This is a genomic window from Sediminibacter sp. Hel_I_10, assembly GCF_000688335.1.
Lineage (GTDB): Bacteria > Bacteroidota > Bacteroidia > Flavobacteriales > Flavobacteriaceae > Psychroserpens.
Genome location: NZ_JHZX01000001.1, coordinates 3,093,410 through 3,111,717 on the forward strand (window position 1 = coordinate 3,093,410; position 18,308 = coordinate 3,111,717).

The 18,308-nt window shown below is 40.2% G+C and carries 6 protein-coding genes; all 6 read left to right on the forward strand.

The genetic code is table 11. The annotated features are described in order from the left end of the window. Nucleotides 1–30: 30 nt before the first annotated feature. On the forward strand, nt 31–3,216 hold the full coding sequence (locus tag P176_RS0114055) for a T9SS type A sorting domain-containing protein (RefSeq protein ID WP_026755299.1): 3,186 nt from the start codon (nt 31–33) through the stop codon (nt 3,214–3,216). 263 nt (nt 3,217–3,479) lie between these two features. Next, the gene (locus P176_RS0114060) at nt 3,480–3,926 is read left to right on the forward strand and encodes a hypothetical protein (protein WP_026755300.1); all 447 of its coding nucleotides are present in this window, start codon (nt 3,480–3,482) and stop codon (nt 3,924–3,926) included. A 324-nt stretch (nt 3,927–4,250) separates the two neighbouring features. Then, on the forward strand, nt 4,251–5,561 hold the full coding sequence (locus P176_RS0114065; protein ID WP_026755301.1) for a hypothetical protein: 1,311 nt from the start codon (nt 4,251–4,253) through the stop codon (nt 5,559–5,561). 121 nt (nt 5,562–5,682) lie between these two features. Continuing rightward, nucleotides 5,683–7,146 carry a gliding motility-associated C-terminal domain-containing protein gene (locus P176_RS0114070; RefSeq protein WP_051605507.1) on the forward strand — a complete coding sequence of 488 codons (1,464 nt, stop codon included), beginning with the start codon at nt 5,683–5,685 and terminating at the stop codon, nt 7,144–7,146. A gap of 1 nt (nt 7,147) precedes the next feature. Then, a complete protein-coding gene (locus P176_RS0114075) occupies nt 7,148–9,799 on the forward strand; it encodes a PorP/SprF family type IX secretion system membrane protein (protein ID WP_026755303.1) in 2,652 nt (883 codons plus the stop codon). 93 nt (nt 9,800–9,892) lie between these two features. Beyond that, on the forward strand, nt 9,893–18,280 hold the full coding sequence (locus tag P176_RS0114080; RefSeq protein ID WP_081820766.1) for a T9SS type B sorting domain-containing protein: 8,388 nt from the start codon (nt 9,893–9,895) through the stop codon (nt 18,278–18,280). The last annotated feature ends 28 nt before the right edge of the window (nt 18,281–18,308 follow it).

Genomic DNA, 18,308 nt, shown 5'->3' on the forward strand with positions numbered 1-18,308 from the left:
TGAGAAATTAATTGAACAAATTTTATGATTATGAATGCAAAAACTACTTATCAAAAGTTATTAATGCTTAAAAGGTTGTCTGCGGTAATGCTGTTGCTATCCACAACGAGCTTAATGGCACAAACAGTCTCTAACGTTTTTCCAACTAGGGTCACTACAAAGTCAACTGTAACGGTTACAGGGTCTGGCTTTACGCCTTCGACCTCAGTGAGTATTAGTGGTATTTCTACGAACAACTTTACGTTTGTAAGTGCAAATGAAATGTCATTTGATATTAGCACTACGGGTAATGATGATATTACTGCAAATCTTTTAGTATCGGGCGTAGATACAGATATTGATATCGAGTATATCGCTCCAACCGCAAAGATTTTAAAGAATGGTGAGACAAGTAACGTTACTAAAATTACCGAAATATTTACAACCTATAATGGTTTTTGGAGATCGTCACAATGGAAGGCAGATCCTACTAATCAAAGTTTAAAGCCAAACACAAGACATGATTTGTTGGCCTTTACTTATAACGGGGTTACGTATTCTACTGGAGTTGATGATGCTTTATTGACTTCTAATGAAGTTGAGTTTAGTACGCAGTTGTTTTATGCTTATACAACCAATGGTGTTGATGGTATTACACAAGGCGCAAATTATATCGCTATGGCCGATTTAATTGATGGAGAAGTAGGCGAAGGTACTGCAGTAACATCTCCAGAAATAGCAGGTGCTACAATATATGATGTATTAATTGATGGTGTTAACGGTTTAGACTTAGGAACAGGTGTCACCAACTTTAACCAAACTTCAGATGTTCAGTTCTACAGTAGTGGTGGACAATTAGGAGCTATTGATGATGATATTCCAGATTTTTTGATATCACAAATAGCAAATGCAGGAAGTACAGATATTTACTATTATGCAGATTCTGAAGAAAACGTTGTTGGAAGACCTTTAAAACTAACTATTTTACAAGAAGGCGCTAGCGATGGCGATGCTTTGTTAGCAGAATGGAGATTGGATTTATATAACTTGTCATCAGGTGCTAGTTATGGTGTTGCTACACCTCAGAGTTTAGCGTTTTCAAATAGTGAAGAACGTCCATTACGTATGGCAGCTTTCAAGTTTGAAGATTTTGAAATTAGCCCAGATAATATAGATGCTATCAATAACATAAATATGGTAGCTGGTGGAACGGCAGATTTGGCCTTCTTAGCTTACAATAGAGGTTCTTTTGATATTAAAACACCAGTAGTTACTCAATTTCCAGTATCTAGAAATGTATGTCAAGTACCAAGCTCAAATGATATTACCTTGGTAGCTACGGCAGATGTTTCTGGAGGACCAACAGATGATCCTGATGAAGAATTAGAGTATCAATGGTACAAATATAATACGCTCATTCCAGGTGCAACTTCTAACAGCTATACGCTTACAGGTGGTATTACTCAAGAAGATTTAGCGCTTTACAGATTAAAAGTGACCAATGAGTTTGGAGCTGTTATAGTTCCTGCAACAGTAACTCAAGGCGGAACTCCTGTATTTTGGAATGGAACCGAATGGGAGTTACCACCAGTATATACCGAAGCTGGTATTTTATCTGTACCTGATGAAGAAAGAGGTTTGGTGTTCTCATCAAATTACAACCAATCTGGTGATTTAGAAGGATGTGATTGTACTATTCCTGCAGGGAATCAAGTGACCATACCTTCAGGATCTACTTTAAAATTATACAACTCAGTTACAGTGGAGTCTGGTGGTACGTTAACCATTGCAGATAATGCGAACTTGATTCAAACAAAAGACGTTACTAGCAATAATAATAGTGGTAATGTTCGTGTGAAGCGCGATGCTTCAGATTTGCATGAAGATGATTTTATATTCTGGTCCTCTCCAGTAAATGGATTTAACGTAAATGGTATCACTAATCCGTATACCACAGACACCTTTCAATGGGATGTTAACGCTGCTAATGACGAAGGCGTTGCTGGCGATTGGATTGCTGCTTCTGGAACTATGACAGCTGGAGAAGGCTATGTTGTACAAGTGCCTACTGAATTTGTAGCTCCTGGATTTACAGCTACTTTTATAGGTGTGCCAAGAAACGGAACTATAGGTGTCGATGTGTTCAAGTCTGTAGGTGACAACCAACCGGCTGTTGAAAATAGTCACTGGAACTTATTGGGTAACCCTTATCCATCTGCAATTAGTGCCGATGAGTTGTTTGCTGAAAACACACAAATAGAAGGTCACGTAAGAGTATGGGCACATGATACAGATATTTCAAATGCTGATAACCCATTCTACACAGGAGTCGTTCATAATTACAGTAATGATTTTGTGACATATAATGGTACAGGTGCAACACCTCCAAATACATTTGAAGGTAACATTGCTTCTGGTCAAGGATTTTATGTGCAAGTTTTAGATACTGCTCCAGAAACATCAGCGGTAACATTTTCTAATAGCTTACGTTATGATGACGAAGAAGAAGCTTATGACAACTCTAGTTTCTACAGAAACGCAGACGTTGCCAATACTTTGGATGAAGAAGATAAAGAATTGGTGTGGTTAAGTTTAGTTGATGCAAACAATGTGTCTTCTAGTGCATTGGTGGGTTATGTTCCTAATGCTACTGATGACAAAGACAGATTATATGATACGTATTCAGAAAATTCAGAATTTAGTTTGTTTTCTTTAATAGGAACTTCTAAGATGAATATCCAAGGGCGTTCATTACCATTTTCAAACGAAGATACTGTGCCATTAGGTTTCAATATTCCTGAAGACGGTATCTATACTATTGGTATTGATATGTTACAAGGCGATATATTTGTAGGTCAAAATCAAGGTATTTATCTTGAAGATACATTATTAGGTCTTGATTACGATTTAAGAAATGCACCGTATTCTTTTACTGCGGAAGAAGGGACTACTGCAGATCGTTTTATTCTGTTCTACGTAGATCCAGATCTTTCTGTAAATGATAATACCGCAGCAGATACTTTTGCGTTCCTCAATAAAGACGAACTTCATGTAAGATCGAATGTGAGTATTAAGGATATTCAGGTTTATGATATTTCAGGTAAAAATGTAACAAGCTACACTCCTGATACGAATACAACCGATTTTAAAGCTGGATTCCAGTTTTCTAAAGGTGTTTATCTTACAGTAATTACTTTAGATAATGATGTAAAAGTCACTAAAAAGCTCATCAATTAGTGAGATAATAAACATTTTGAATTTATAATTAAAGCCTCTTCAGTTATTGAAGAGGCTTTTTGTTTGGTGCAAATTTAGTAGGCTACATGCAGTTATTTGTACGGTTTTATTGGATTGCGAGTTGATTACTCAATACCAATCTCAACATTGTATATTGCGATTATTCATTTTTTTAGGGTGAGCGGTCAAAAAAATCGACAAAACGCTTGTTTTTTTCGTTTAATTACATAAATTTGCCTTATTGAACCCTAAATCCCTTAACGATGAAAACTAAAATTATAATCTTCATTGCCGCTTTAACACTCTCATCTAGTAGCATCTTTGCTCAAAAAGACCCTCAAGACATCATCAGTGGAAAAGTGTCCATATCAAAATATCATGACCGCGATGAGCTTAATCAATTACAAAAAGGAAGACTCTTAGAGTTGTATGTTGAACGTATCGAAGTGATTGTAAAAATTTTGCCAAACATTGCTTTTGCAACTAAGCCAGGGGTGACGATGACGTCATTGGGAATTCCAGACACTAAGGATCACAGGAAAGCTTTAGAAGACAATATTGAAGCTTCTAATGACTATTTTGATAGTACTATAGAATTTCAAAAGAAAATTTTACCATACTCAGATAAAACGAACTTGATCTCGGCAATTTTGTTTTACGAAGAAACACTCAAATCATTGCACACCTATAACGAGTATAACAAGTTCTAAACTAAAGAAACCAACCAATCTTTTTTTCATATTTTCAATGTTTTTTTTAAACCCAATATTTAAGTATTGGGTTTTTTTATGCTCTGTGATTTCTTGAAAAACTGATGATGAAAGAAGGCTAAAGTTCTGGGATGAGGTCCTATCATTTGGGTGGGTGTTGTAAATTATTACTTTTTAAGCCGATAAAAATGTTAAATATGTAGTATTAAAACTACAATTAGTGTTAAAGTGAGTATTTTATCGATATTATTTGTATTTCATGGAATTTGTTAGTATGTTTGATCTATCATTTAAAAGTCAAATTTTAATCTTAATTAATCTACTATGAAAAATTTTACTCAAATCATATGTTTATTTCTTTTAATATATGGTCATGTAGATGCCCAGCAAGAAAAAGGAATCATAGGTACCAACAACTGGTTGAATGCTTGGACAGAGTTTAAGCCGAACACCAAAGACTATGGAGAGCCTACCCAAATCCTTACGGGTAATATTTCTAAAGACACCAAGTTGAGCAAAAGAGATACTTACCTTTTGCTAGGTAGTGTATTTGTAACAGATAGTACAACCTTAACCATAGAACCAGGCACTGTAATCATTGGTGATTTTAAAACCAATGGTTCTTTAACTATTTCTAAAGGTTGTAAGATCATTGCCAACGGAACAGAAACAGATCCCATTGTCTTTACCTCAAATAGAGGTGTTAAGAAAGAAGGAGATTGGGGTGGCTTGTTTATATTGGGGGATGCACCCATTAATAAATATGGTAATGCCTCCTCGGTAGATTATGGCTTAAAACCATCGGCTTACGAGAATATTAGCTACGGCGGAAATGATACGGCCAGTAATTCTGGTATTTTACGTTATGTTAGGATAGAATATGCCGGTAAAAGAACTCGCCAACATGGTTACTTTAACGCACTTACTTTAGCAGGGGTGGGAAGTAAAACAGTGATTGAAAATGTAATGGTAAGTTTTAGTCAAGGAAATTCTTTTACCATTCTTGGTGGCATTGTCAATATGAGCAAAATGGTTTCTTACAGATCTAGTAGTAATGACTATAAGTTCAACTACGGCACACAGTGTAACATTTCAAATTCTCTAGCTATTCGTTCTCCTTATGTCTCAGGTGCTGATGGATCAAAATGCATGTATGTGTCCTCTTACAACCAGAAAGAAGAGGTAGACTTCACTAAAAAAGGGACTAGTGTTACCGCTGAAAATCTCACGTTGGTAAATGTGAGTGAGGATCTTGATGCAGATATAAGTGTAGGTTTGGTAAAAGAAGGCATTTTTGTAGATCAAGATGCTGCGATAGATATCAGTAAAAGCGTAATTTCTGGATTTAAGCCGGCAGTTGTCTTTGATAGTGCTACTAAAATCAACAATGAAAACCTAGAGAAGCTAAAATTTAGTGAAATGTATTTCAACAACTGTGACGGTAATCTTTTTACAGAAAACTCTAGTAATAATGAAGATCTAGAAAACTGGTATGGGAACAGAGCTTTCTATAATGTGTACTCGAAAGGGTCTGATTCTGAAACGTTTATAGATCTTAAAAATCCCAAAAAACCCGATTTCAGATTAAGGATTAATAAGATCTTGGCTTCTAACGACGTAGAAGTGGAAGATTAAAAAGAAATCGCCTTTCAATTCAATTTACAGTGACAATGTGGTCCTTTTAAATAAGGTCAAGGTATTTTCATGTTTTCAATCAAATCATTAAAAAGTAATAGACCAAGTCAATAATAGCAAAATGGGTAACACTATTATCATTAGAAATTGTTGTTTTATTTGGTGCTTGCTACTTTTCTCCTTCGGTAAAGTTGCATGTGCTCAAATTGTGATAGGCTCTCCAAGTTTAGGATTTAGTCAAGCATGTGCAAGCTCAACTTTTAATTCTTATAACGTTACTTTTATATTTTCCCCAGAATCGGCATTAGCCAGTTCTAATCAATTTATTCTAGAAATGTCTGATGCCAGTGGAGACTTTTCTAGTGCCACTGTTGTTTTTACATCTCAGGTTGGTGAGTTCACAACATCACCTGCAACTTTAAATTTTTCATTGCCCAATACAACTTCTGGAGAGGGCTATAGAGTTCGTGTAAAGAGTACGGCTCCAGCAGCTACAAGCTCTGGTTCTGCAACGTTTGCTGCATATTATAAATTACAGGACAGTCCGTTTACCATAAACAACTTAGTGCCAACTGGCGCTTTTTGCCAAGGCGGGAGTTATTTGTTGACCATTGATAACCCAGGTACGGGTGATAATGATTCTCCTTTAAATTATCCGTCACTTACCTTTAATTGGTTCAGAGAAACCGGTCCAACGACCTCGGTCTTTATATCTCAAGGAAACACTTTAGAAGTTACAGAAGAAGGTACGTATTTTGTTAAAACCAATTATGGAACCTGTACTTCCAACTCATTTTCAAACCGAGTCACGATTTCAGAAGCTATCTCTGGAGAAGCTAATGCAACCATCAGCTCTAGCCTTGGGAGTCCATTTTGTCCAGATGAGGGCATGACCACACTAAGCACTATTGCAGGTAATGGTTACCAATGGTTTCAGGATGGTGTATTGATACCAGAAGCTACAGAGCAAATGTATCAAACAGATGAGTCTGGCACATTTTCGGTTCAAATTGATCTTGGAAATTGCCAAGCGTTAGGGTCGATTGATTTAGTGAGCGAGAATTTCATCACAACACTTAACGTTCCTGATACCAATGAGATTGAGGCAGGAGAAAGTATAGAAATCATTGCCAGTACCACGGCAGTAGATCCGATTTTTGAATGGTATTTTAACGATGTACTTATTTCTGGAGAACAAACAGAATCCTACATCGCAACTGAGTTTGGTACCTATACATTGGTAATTACACAGACAAATGGATGTGTGGTTTCAAATGAATTTATAGTTGAAATCAACGAAGCATTGGATCTGTTTCCAGATGTGGAAAACATTCCAAATATTATCAGTCCTAATGGAGATGGTATTAATGATACTTGGATCATCCCAACACCATATGTGAGTGGGACCAATACTGAGGTGACGATTTTCTCTAGACAAGGAGAAATGATATTTAACACAACAGACTATCAAAACAACTGGCCAATTGACCAATTAGACCTAACGAGTATCAATAAGGTATTCTATTACATCATCAAGACCTCAGACAGTGACATCAAAAAGGGGTCAATAACGGTTATTAAATAATATGAAAATTTATTTACTTACCATAGCACTAATTTTCTGTTCTATACAGATGTTCTCCCAAGAAGATGATGGGGTAGTTTCCCTTGACCTACCGGTAAGAAATTCCTTGACATTTAATCGCTATTTAATCAACCCGACATTTAGCTTTGTTAGAGAACAAAACAGATATATCAGTATCACCAATAAAAGGGAGTACACCCAATTTGAAGACGCTCCAACGACCTACATGGGCAGTTACTCTGGGCGTTTAAAAGAAAATATAGGTGTAGGTCTTGGACTCTTTCAAGAAAACTATGGCGTACTTACGACGTTTGGTGGTATCTTAAATTTTGCCTATAACGCAAGAATTCAGAGAGATAACAATTTAACCTTCGGGTTAAATTTAGGGGTTTACAATAGCGGCGTTAATACTGGTCGTGTCGTTACTAATTTTCAGGATCCTTCTCTAGAAAATGTGCCTTCTAATTTAGTATTAACGGTAAATCCTGGGATCAATTATGGATTATCTTTTTTAGATTTTGGAGTATCTATCAATAATCTTGTATTGTATAATGTCAATACTTCTGAACTTATTCAAGATGATCCACAACAAAGCATTCAAGCTCATGTCATGCATACAGGATTGATCAATGCAAGTGGTTTTTTTGACGAAAGTAAATTTTCAGCATTAGCAAAAACAGAATTCGGTAAAGATCAAACCATAATTTCAGGTTTGGCAATGTTAACTGTACCAAAAGGTATTTGGGCACAAGTGGGTTACAATACGTTATATGGTGCTTCGGCAGGAGTTGGTCTTAATATCACTCAGAGCATTGCTGTAGAGTATAATTATGAGCAAGCTATTGGAGATTTGATGGATTTTGGTTCTTCTCACGAGATCTCTTTGGCCTTTAGATTTCAATCTAAAGAACGCTATCGCTATAATGGCGATGAAGAAGTTGCAGGACTACTTTCTTCAAATAAAAAGAAAGTGAAGAGACCTACATCCAAAATAGACAAAGCGCAGGCAGAAGCTAATCGCCAGGCAGCGCAAGAACGTCGAGCTGAAGCTAAAAAAGATGCAGAAGCAAAAGCTATAACAAATGCCGAGGCGGAGGCACAAGCAGAAAATACAGCGCAATTAGAAGCAGAAGAAGCACAGGCAAAATTAGAAGCTCAAAAACAGGCGGAAATCGAAATTCAAAACGAAATAGATAAAGCGCTTAAAGCAGAAGAAGCATTAAGAGCGGAAGCAGAAAAAGCTAAAGCCAAGGCAGCAGCTGAAGAACAAGCAAAATTAGAAGCTCAAAGACAGGCGGAAATCGAAATTCAGAACGAAATTGATAAAGCGCTTAAAGCAGAAGAAGCATTAAGAGCGGAAGCAGAAAAAGCTAAAGCCAAAGCAGCGGCTGAAGAACAAGCGAAACTAGAAGCTCAAAGACAGGCGGAAATCGAAATTCAGAACGAAATAGATAAAGCCCTTAAAGCAGAGGAAGCATTAAGAGCGGAAGCAGAAAAAGCCAAAGCGATTGCAGCTGCCGAAGAACAGGCAAAATTAGAAGCTCAAAGACAGGCTGAAATCGAAATTCAAAATGAAATCGATAGAGCGCTTAAAGCAGAAGAAGCATTAAGAGCGGAAGCAGAGAAAGCTCAAGCTATTGCAGAGGCTGAAGAACAGGCAAAATTAGAAGCTCAAAGACAGGCGGAAATCGAGATTCAGAACGAAATTGATAGAGCGTTGAGAGAAGAAGCTGAGGCTATTGCAGCAGCACAAAAACAAACTGATCAAAACCCGAACCCATCAGATGCTTTAGGTCAATCTATGGTAGAATTGGTGGAGCAAACGGATAATGCAAAAGCAGAGCAACAAGATCTATTAAAACGATTAAGTGATGCTGTGGCTGTTAAAGATCAAGATCTTAAGGATCTTAAGAAAGAAAATGATTTGAGCGAGCAGGGAGTGGTTACGCCACCTAAAGAATTTAAGAGCGTTACGGCTGAAAATAATGCTATTGAAGCCTTAAAGTCTGAGCTTGATCAAACCATAGCTGAGCGCAGTAAAACCATAGAAGAATTAGAAGAAATCTATAATGAGCGTATTAAGATTAAAAGTTTGAAAAATGATGAAGTGAGCTTGTTTTATAAAAATAAAATAGAAAGACTCAAAGCAGAGCAGGCTAAGGCTATTGAAGCACAAACTAACTTAACGACATCTTTGGCTGATATTAAAATAGCTACCGAGATAGAGCGTAAAAGAAGAATTAAGCGCGCAGTGTATGACAGTGATGCCGATAGATATGCCCAAGATAGAACGAAGTTGAAGGTTATTAAGCAAACTACTGCTTTGAGTAATGAGCCGCTTACATCTGAAGATTTTGACTTTGGTGAAGAACAAAGTGGAAATATTCAAATCTTGAAGAATGTACAAAATGTAGAAGCTGGTTACTATGTGACCGTTGCCGTGCACAATGATGTGAACAAGAGAGATGAATTTATTAAAAACATGGTAGCTTCAGGAGAATCAGATGTTGATTTCTTCTACGATGTCAACACCAGTAAATATTACATTTATTATCAAAAATTCAATTCGGTAGATCAGGCCAATAAAGCTTTAGAAGCAAAAGGTAGTCTGCCATACAACGAAAAAATGTCAATTGTTAAAATAGAAAATTAAAAACAAAGCAGATTATATAGAACATTTTTAAAGTACCAATTCATTAGTTAACAAAGCCCATTGCTGATTAATGAATACCCAAATCGCAACAACATGAAAACACCTACTAACCCTAAGTCAATTGGCTCAATTGTAAGCGCATTGACATATTATTCCGAGAACCTCGTTATTGGTAAAGGAAATACCATAAAAAAATTGGTAGTCCTATTTACCATTTTTTTAAGCACGAGCGCTTTCGCCCAACTGGCTGTGCCATTTACGCCTAGACTGGATGGCGGGAGCATAAAGGTTAAAGGTGATGTTGTGTTTATTGGTAACAATATTGTAACCGCAGCAGGATTAGGTTTGCCCTATAATGGAAATCAGCAAAATAACTCCAATGAGGGTATTTACGTTAACGTAGAAAGTGGTGGCGATCCTGATATCTTTAGTTCTAGTAGTGCCGATCTAACAATTGATACGGATTGTAAAAAGATTCTTTACGCCGGTCTCTATTGGGCATCTGTCTATCCTGTAGAAGTTGCGAATAATCAAAGTGCCAATTTCCAAGGAACACCAAGATTTGAAGATTGGAACCAGATCAAGTTTAAGCTGCCAACAGGTGATTTCATTGATTTGGTGGCAGATAATGATTCTGATCCAATAGGGGAGGAAGATGATATTATTTTTGATGGGTATGAATATTACGGCGCAGGTGTGCAAAACTCCTTTAAAGATTCTCCAATTATTTGTTATAAAAATGTCACTAATCTTGTTCAGAATCTGACTGAATCTGACGGGAAATATACAGTAGCAAACCTGCGAGCTACCAGAGGTAGAAGAAATGGAGGTTGTTCAGCAGGTTGGACGATGGTCGTTATTTATGAGAGCCCAATTTTACCTAGCAAATACATTGCCGTTTTTGATGGTTACGCTGGCGTTCAAGGTAATACAGATTTAGATATTCCTGTTTCAGGATTTCAAACATTACCCGCACCATACCCTGTAAATGCGAATATTGGCGTAGGCGCTTTAGAAGGGGATTTTGGTATTTATGGAGATTCTTTCCGGTTCAAGGCAAGTGGTTCCACCAATTTTACAACCTTAAGTGATGCTATAAATCAACCCAATAACTTTTTCAATTCAACCATTACCATGAACGGGGTTCACAACCTCAATCGAAATCCAGCAAGTACAAATACGCTAGGTTTAGATATCAATAATTTAAAAATCCCTAATCCATCCAATTTGGTGATCCCAAATGATGAAACTGCGGGAGATTTAAAATTAACCACAAGCGGTGATGGTTTTGGAGCATTCGTGACGTCATTTTCTGTAGAAATCATTGAGCCAGATATTGTCTTGACTAAAATTGTTGAAGATGAATTTGGAAACAATATTGGTGGTCAAGTGGTTGATCTTGGTGATGAGCTCAATTATGTGATTGGCTTTCAGAATTTAGGAAATGATGATGCCACAGATTTTATAATTCGTGATATCCTTCCAATCAATATCGTTTTTGATTACCCAAACGATGTGATCTCTCTGCCTCCAGGAGTTAGTGTAGAAAGTTATGATGCGGCTACCAGAGAAATTATCTTCAGAATAGAAGATTATGTTGTAGAAGAGAATGATCCAGTTTCAGAAATTCGATTCAAGGTAACCGTAGTGGAGTCTTGTAGTCTTTTGGTAGATGTGTGTTCAGATTTAATCAACAATCAGGCTTATGCCACTTATAGAAGTGTATTAAATCCAGATTTTTTAATTACAGATGATCCAAGTTATAGCGCAAATACAGGTTGTTTATTATCACCGCAAGCCACTAACTTTTTAGCAGATCTTAATGATTGTATTTTTACTCAAAACGAAACACTTTGTGGCTCTACTTTAGACATCACTGCAGCCAATGGCTATGATTCTTATTCTTGGTCAACTAGCCCTTCTGGGACACCTGTTATCGGTACTACCCAAACCATTACCGTAAACGATCCTGGTGTATACTACGTGAGAAATACTGCTGTTGCGCCATGTCAATCTATTGATCAGATATTTAATGTAGAACTTTTCGGCGGAAATATTCAAAACCCAGTAATTCCTTATGCAGATGAGGTAATTATCTGTCCTAATGATGGTAAGCCATTACCGAATATCTATTTATGTGGTGCCAATGATTTTAGGGATATTGAAACCAATATCGCTAGTGCCGCTTCAATTATATGGGATAAGTTGGATGAGTCTAGTTGCACCTCCGTATCTAATCCGGATTGTGCCAATGAAAATGATAGCTGTGTTTGGAATTCAGTAGAGACAGGATCCGATTTTACTGCAGAAGAAGCAGGACAATACCGATTGACCGTTAATTTTGAAGGAGGTTGCTTTGTTCAGTTTTACTTCAATGTATATCAAAACTTACTAGATCCTTCAGTAACAACTACAGATATTGTTTGTGATACGCCAGGATCAATAACTGTTGGTGGTGTGCCAAGTGGCTATGAATATAGTTTGGATGGCACAAATTTTCAATCCAACAGTACATTCTCTATTACTTCTGCAGGTATTTATACCGTATATATTAGACAAGTAGGTATTGAAACCAACCCTTGTATTTTTACTGTTGAAGATGTTCAGGTAAGAGACCGAAATTTTACCGGTTCTACTTTGGTGATTCAGCCATTTTGTAATGGGGATAAGGGTAGCATCCAAATTGCAGCAAATGACGCCATTCCGCAATATTTCTTTGAACTTTACAATGGTGCTACGTTAGTGAATAGTGTTGGACCAATTGTAGATAACAATTATACATTCGAAAATTTAAATCCAGGAACTTATACAGCGACTTTAGAAACCGAAGATGGCTGTACTTATTCAGAAGAGATTACGATTATTGAGCCGCCACTTTTAACAGTTACTGCTGCTTTAACAGCGCCTTTGGCTTGTGAGGATGGTGAGATCACTATTTATCCTCAAGGAGGAACACCACCTTATTTTTATTTTGTAAACAGTACTACGGATTTCCAGACCGATCCCATTGTGATCGTGACCGATCCTAGTACTTATGAAATTATGGTTGTTGATGCCAACAACTGTACGGCAAGCACCACGATTTTAGTAGATCGAATTTTAGCTCCAGAATTTACGGTAAGCACATCAGATATTACGTGTGCAAACGCTGGCAATGGTGGTACAATTACTATTAATGTTACCAATGCCAATGGCAGTAGCTTACAATATAGTGTAGACGGTGGCGCAACGTTCATCAACTCCCCAGTATTTACGGGTCTTGGTGAAGGTGATCATGACGTTGTAGTGCAATATAGCATAGGAGGTTCGGTATGTTTAACAGATGCCCAAACCGTTACAATTACGTCAACAACAGCTATTGGAGGGACTGCAGAATTAACTCAAGCCTTTACCTGTGCCACAGAGGCTACCATCACGGTGAGCACAGTGACTGGGGGTGATGCACCTTATACGTATAGCATTGATGGTATTAACTTTCAGAATAGTCCAGATTTTACTGGATTAACTTCAGGAACATACACCATCACTATAAAAGATGCTAATGACTGTACCTCGTTAAGCAATCAAGTGGTCATTGATCCTTTAAATCCAATCACAGATATGGATTTTGATGCCACTGCTTTATCGTGTCCTGAGCTTACTTCAGATGTTTCAATCATTAATGTTGTTGGTGGATCAGGCACTTTTGACTATCAAATTACTGCACCTGCGTCTGCTCAAACGGCTTATCAAAGCTCTAATGTGTTTGCAGGATTAGCTCCAAACACATACACGTTCAGAATTCAAGATGAAAACGGATGTACTTACAGTAAAACACTTACCATAGCACCTTTGCCAGTATTGACTGTGAGTACCGTATTGACTAAAGATTTAGACTGTACGTCATCTCCAGATGCTACAATTAACGGAACCATTTCTGGTGGTACAGCACCATTTACCTATGCTGTGTCTGTAGATGGTGGAACATATACTTCTGTTGGATCAACAGGTACAACATTTAGCTATTCTACGCCAAATGAAGGCACCTATCAATTTGAAATTACAGACAGTAATGGATGTACCGTGACTTCTGGAGTTCAAACAGTTCAAGAAATATCATTACCAGACTTAAGTGTTGTAACACAAACACAACCGATCTTATGTAATGGAGATAGTAATGGGTCTATATCAGTGACTATTGATAACACAGTAGGAACTGCACCATTTACAATCAATGTTACCAATGATACTACAGGCGTAGATTATGGAACTCAGACTTCTGGTTTAGCTGCGGGTAATTATACGGTTACGGTTACCGATGCTAAATCATGTAGCGCAACGGAGAACATAATAATCGATCAGCCAGAGCCAATCATGGTCAACTATTCTACCGTGGATATTTCATGTGCTTCTGGAGGGATTTCTCAAGGCTCCATTATTATTGATGGGGTTACAGGGGGAACATCGCCTTATAACTATTTTGTGACAGGGACTAATGGATATGAAAATTCAGAACTTAATACCACGGGTTCAACATCTGTGAGTTTTGATGTTGTTGATTTCGGACTTTATCAAATAAATGTCGTAGATGCCAATGGTTGTTCTGTATTATTTCAGGATGTATTGGTGGCATCACCTCCAACAGATTTAGATATTAATATAGATACTACTGTAGACTGTCTTACTGGAGGGGAAGCAGTAGTTAGCGTAGGCTCATCTTTAGCGAGTGCTGGACCATTCTTTTTCAGTATCTATCAAGGACCAGTTTCTGTGTATCCAAATCCTGCAGGGTCATGGATTGCAGAAGATGCACCAGGGAGTCAATCGGCTACCTTTACAGGTTTAACGCCTGGGGTTCAATATACCTTCATCGTTTATGATGCAGCTACAGATTGTAGTTATTATGAGCCTTCAACAGCACCAATACCAACCAATTCTACCTTAACGGCTACTGCTGTTAGCGCAAATAATATTACATGTAATGGTAGTGATGACGGTAATGTATCGTTCACGGTTAATAGTGTTTATGCTGCACCTGCTACGGTATCTTATGAGATATTTGAATCGCTTTCTTTAGAAACAACAGGAATTAGCGGTACAGGCGTGGTACCTTCAAACGGTGCTTTAAATGTTACCAATTTAGGAGCATTACCTTTTGGAAACTACTATGTACTCATCACTGAAACCGTAGGCCCAAATACGGGCTGTAGTGTGGTAAGTGTTCCTTTTAACATTACCGAATCTGCACTTCCTTTAGAGCTTACAGCTTCTGTGGATAACAATGCAAATTGTGTTGACAATTCAGGACTTATTAGTGCTGTTGCACAGTTTGGTACAGCCCCTTATCAATATCAAGTGACTACAAGTGCAACGGCGCCTTTGGCTTCAGATACGAACTGGGCCAACGCAAGTACATTTAACTTAAACGCAGGTAATTATTACGTTCACGTGATCGATGCTTATGGTTGTATCGTAACGAGTCCTGTTCAAGTATTGCCTATGGATCCTGCACCTAGTATTTCCGCAGTTACTAATAACCAATGTACGGTAGAAGATGGTGCATATGCTATTGATGTTACTTTAGATGTTGCTGGGATTGCCCCATACAGTTATAGTATAGACGGTGGTGCATTTCAAACGCAAACCGCGCCATTCACAATTTCAAATCTCGTTTCTGGTACGCATACGGTCGAAGTTCAAGATGCCAACGGTTGTGGTAATTTGGTTTCTATAGATGTTGTCGCACCATTAGATATGGTTCCTGCAGTAACTGCTTTTCCTTCATGTAACGATAATGATGGTGAAATCACACTAATAGGATCAGGCGGGTCAGGATCATATACGTATAGTATTAATCCTAGTGCCACATCAATTTCGTTTTCTGGAAGCTCATTTACAGGAGTTCCTTCTGGAGATTATGTGGTGACAATGACAGATGATCTTACGGCTTGTACTGAAGATGTGAGCATAACAATACCAAGTGCCAATCCATTAACATTTACGCTTACGCCGACTACGGTGATTTGTTTTGGTGAAGATGCACCTTTTGAAATCAATGTTAGTGGGTATACAGGCGCTTATACTTATGAAGTATTCAATACTGCCGGTACATCTGTAACAGGAAGCGTTATTGCGAATACAACTACCAATCCGTTAACCGTTTCAGGAGTACCAGCAGGAACGTATACAGTAGAATTAACTGAGACCGATGCCCCATTTTGCTCGGCGACTGCAAGTTTGATCATCAATTCCCCTTCGGAAACATTAGCTCTAGACTTGACGGAGAGCTCCAATGTGACCTGTTCGGATGACCAGGGTACGATCACCGCGGTTGCCACAGGTGGCTGGGGTGATGTTGAGTACGAGCTTACCGGTGCAAGTACTGTCGGCTATTCTTCCAACGGGACCTTCACGGGCCTTTCCGCGGGGACCTATACGGTCAACGCGATGGACTCGGGTGGCTGTATCGCCTCCGGGACGATCACCCTAGAGGTGCCGTTGCCCATTGACGCGACCTTCACGGCGAGCACGGGTACGCTCCTTTGCTTTGGCGACCAGGATGCGAGCATCACGGTGAGCAACGTTAGTGGCGGACAGGGCAGCAACTACACCTATACATTGAACACGGTGCTGCCAACGGCGAGCACCTCCGGTCCACAGACCCTTAATGTGTTCACGGACCTAGCTGCGGGGACCTATAGCGTTGTGATCAACGATGGCTACGGCTGTAGCAGGACCTCTGCGGATATCGTCATCGGTGCGCCGACGCCGATCACCGCGAGCCTTGTTACGGCAACGGCCCAGACCTGTCTGATCGATGCCGAGCTTACGCTTAGCGCTAGCGGGGGTACGGGTGCCTACCAATACAGCGATGACAGCGGTTTTGCCACGGTACTAGGGACCTTCACGGCCTCTGCGACGTTCGACGTTGCACCGGGGACCTATTCCTATTACGTAAGGGATGCCAACGGCTGTGTGGCCACGGTCTCCAATGAGATCACGATAGAGCAGATCCCTGCACTGGAGCTCGAGCTTGAACTGGTCAACGCGACGATCAACTGCGCCGGCGACAATACCGGAGCGATCATCGCCACGGCCACTGGAGGACTTGGGGACTATGTCTACATCCTCCAGGACGGTTCCGGTGTTGAGATCACCGATGCAGTTCAAAATAGCCCAGGGGTGTTTACCGGGCTTGTTGCCGGTGACTACATCGTATTGGTGGAGAGCGGTGACTGTAGCGATGGGTCCCTACCGGTGAGCATCACGGAGCCCGATGCGCCTCTGGAGGTGAGCTTCGAGGTGTCGAACATCTCCTGTCCCGGTACCAACAACGGTGCTGTGGAGATCACGGCCACCGGTGGCACGGGCACGGTCCAATATGCGATCTCGCCCCAGCTCAACCAGTTCTTCTCGACCAACACGTTCGTGGACCTTTCACCGGGCACCTACGATGTGATCGTTCAGGACCAACTGGGCTGCTACGTGACCTTCGATTTCACGGTTACCGAGCCAGCACCGGTGATCCTTGGGATCGTTGCGGACTCTTTCTTCCCGGAGATCTGCTTCGGCGAGGCCAACGGGGAGTTCAGCGTGGAGATCTCGGGCGGTGTGAAGCCCTACAGCGTGAGCCTTGACGATTACAACGGTGTGTACACCCAGGGGAGTGCCACGCAGGCACAGTTTGACTTTACCGATCTGGTGGGCGGTGACCATGTGGTCTTTGTACGTGACAGTAACGGCTGCGAGTCTGAGTGGAACATCAGCTTCCCCGGGTCGGTGCGCATCGAGGCGGAGGTAGAGGTGTCCTTCAGCTGCGACAACAACAATGCGGTCAACGCGGTGACGGTAATGGTGGACGGTACGCTCACCGATACGGCGGAGCTGGACTATTCATTGGACGGCGGTCCCTACCAGATGAGCAACGTCTTCACGGACGTTCCAACGGGAGGGGACCACTATGTTGACGTAAGGCACACCAACGGATGTATCGTGACGACGAAGTTCTTCGAGATCCCGGAGTTCGAGCCATTGGCGCTCGTGCTGGAGGAAGGGGAGCTCAACGAGATCGTTGCGGTTGCCACAGGCGGCACCGGCGATTACGAGTTCTGGCTCAACGGCGAGTCCCAGGGCGATAACAACGTGTTCACGATCTACGAGACGGGCACCTACAACATCACGGTTACCGATGGCTCGGGCTGTGATAGGAGCGAGTCGATGGAGTATGAGTTCGTTGACATCTGTATCCCGAACTATTTCACGCCCAACGGCGATGGTATCCAGGATGGCTGGGCACCGGGCTGCTCGAACGGCTACCCGAACCTTGAGTTCGACATCTTTGACAGGTACGGTCGCAAGGTGGCCTCGCTGAGACAGGGAGAGCTCTGGGACGGCAGGTACAACGGCAATGAACTGCCCACGGGCGACTATTGGTACGTGGTGAGCCCCAACAGCACCACATCGGACAGGGAGTTCGTGGGGAACTTTACATTATACAGGTAATTGACAAAAGTTGTTAAATAAAAAATGA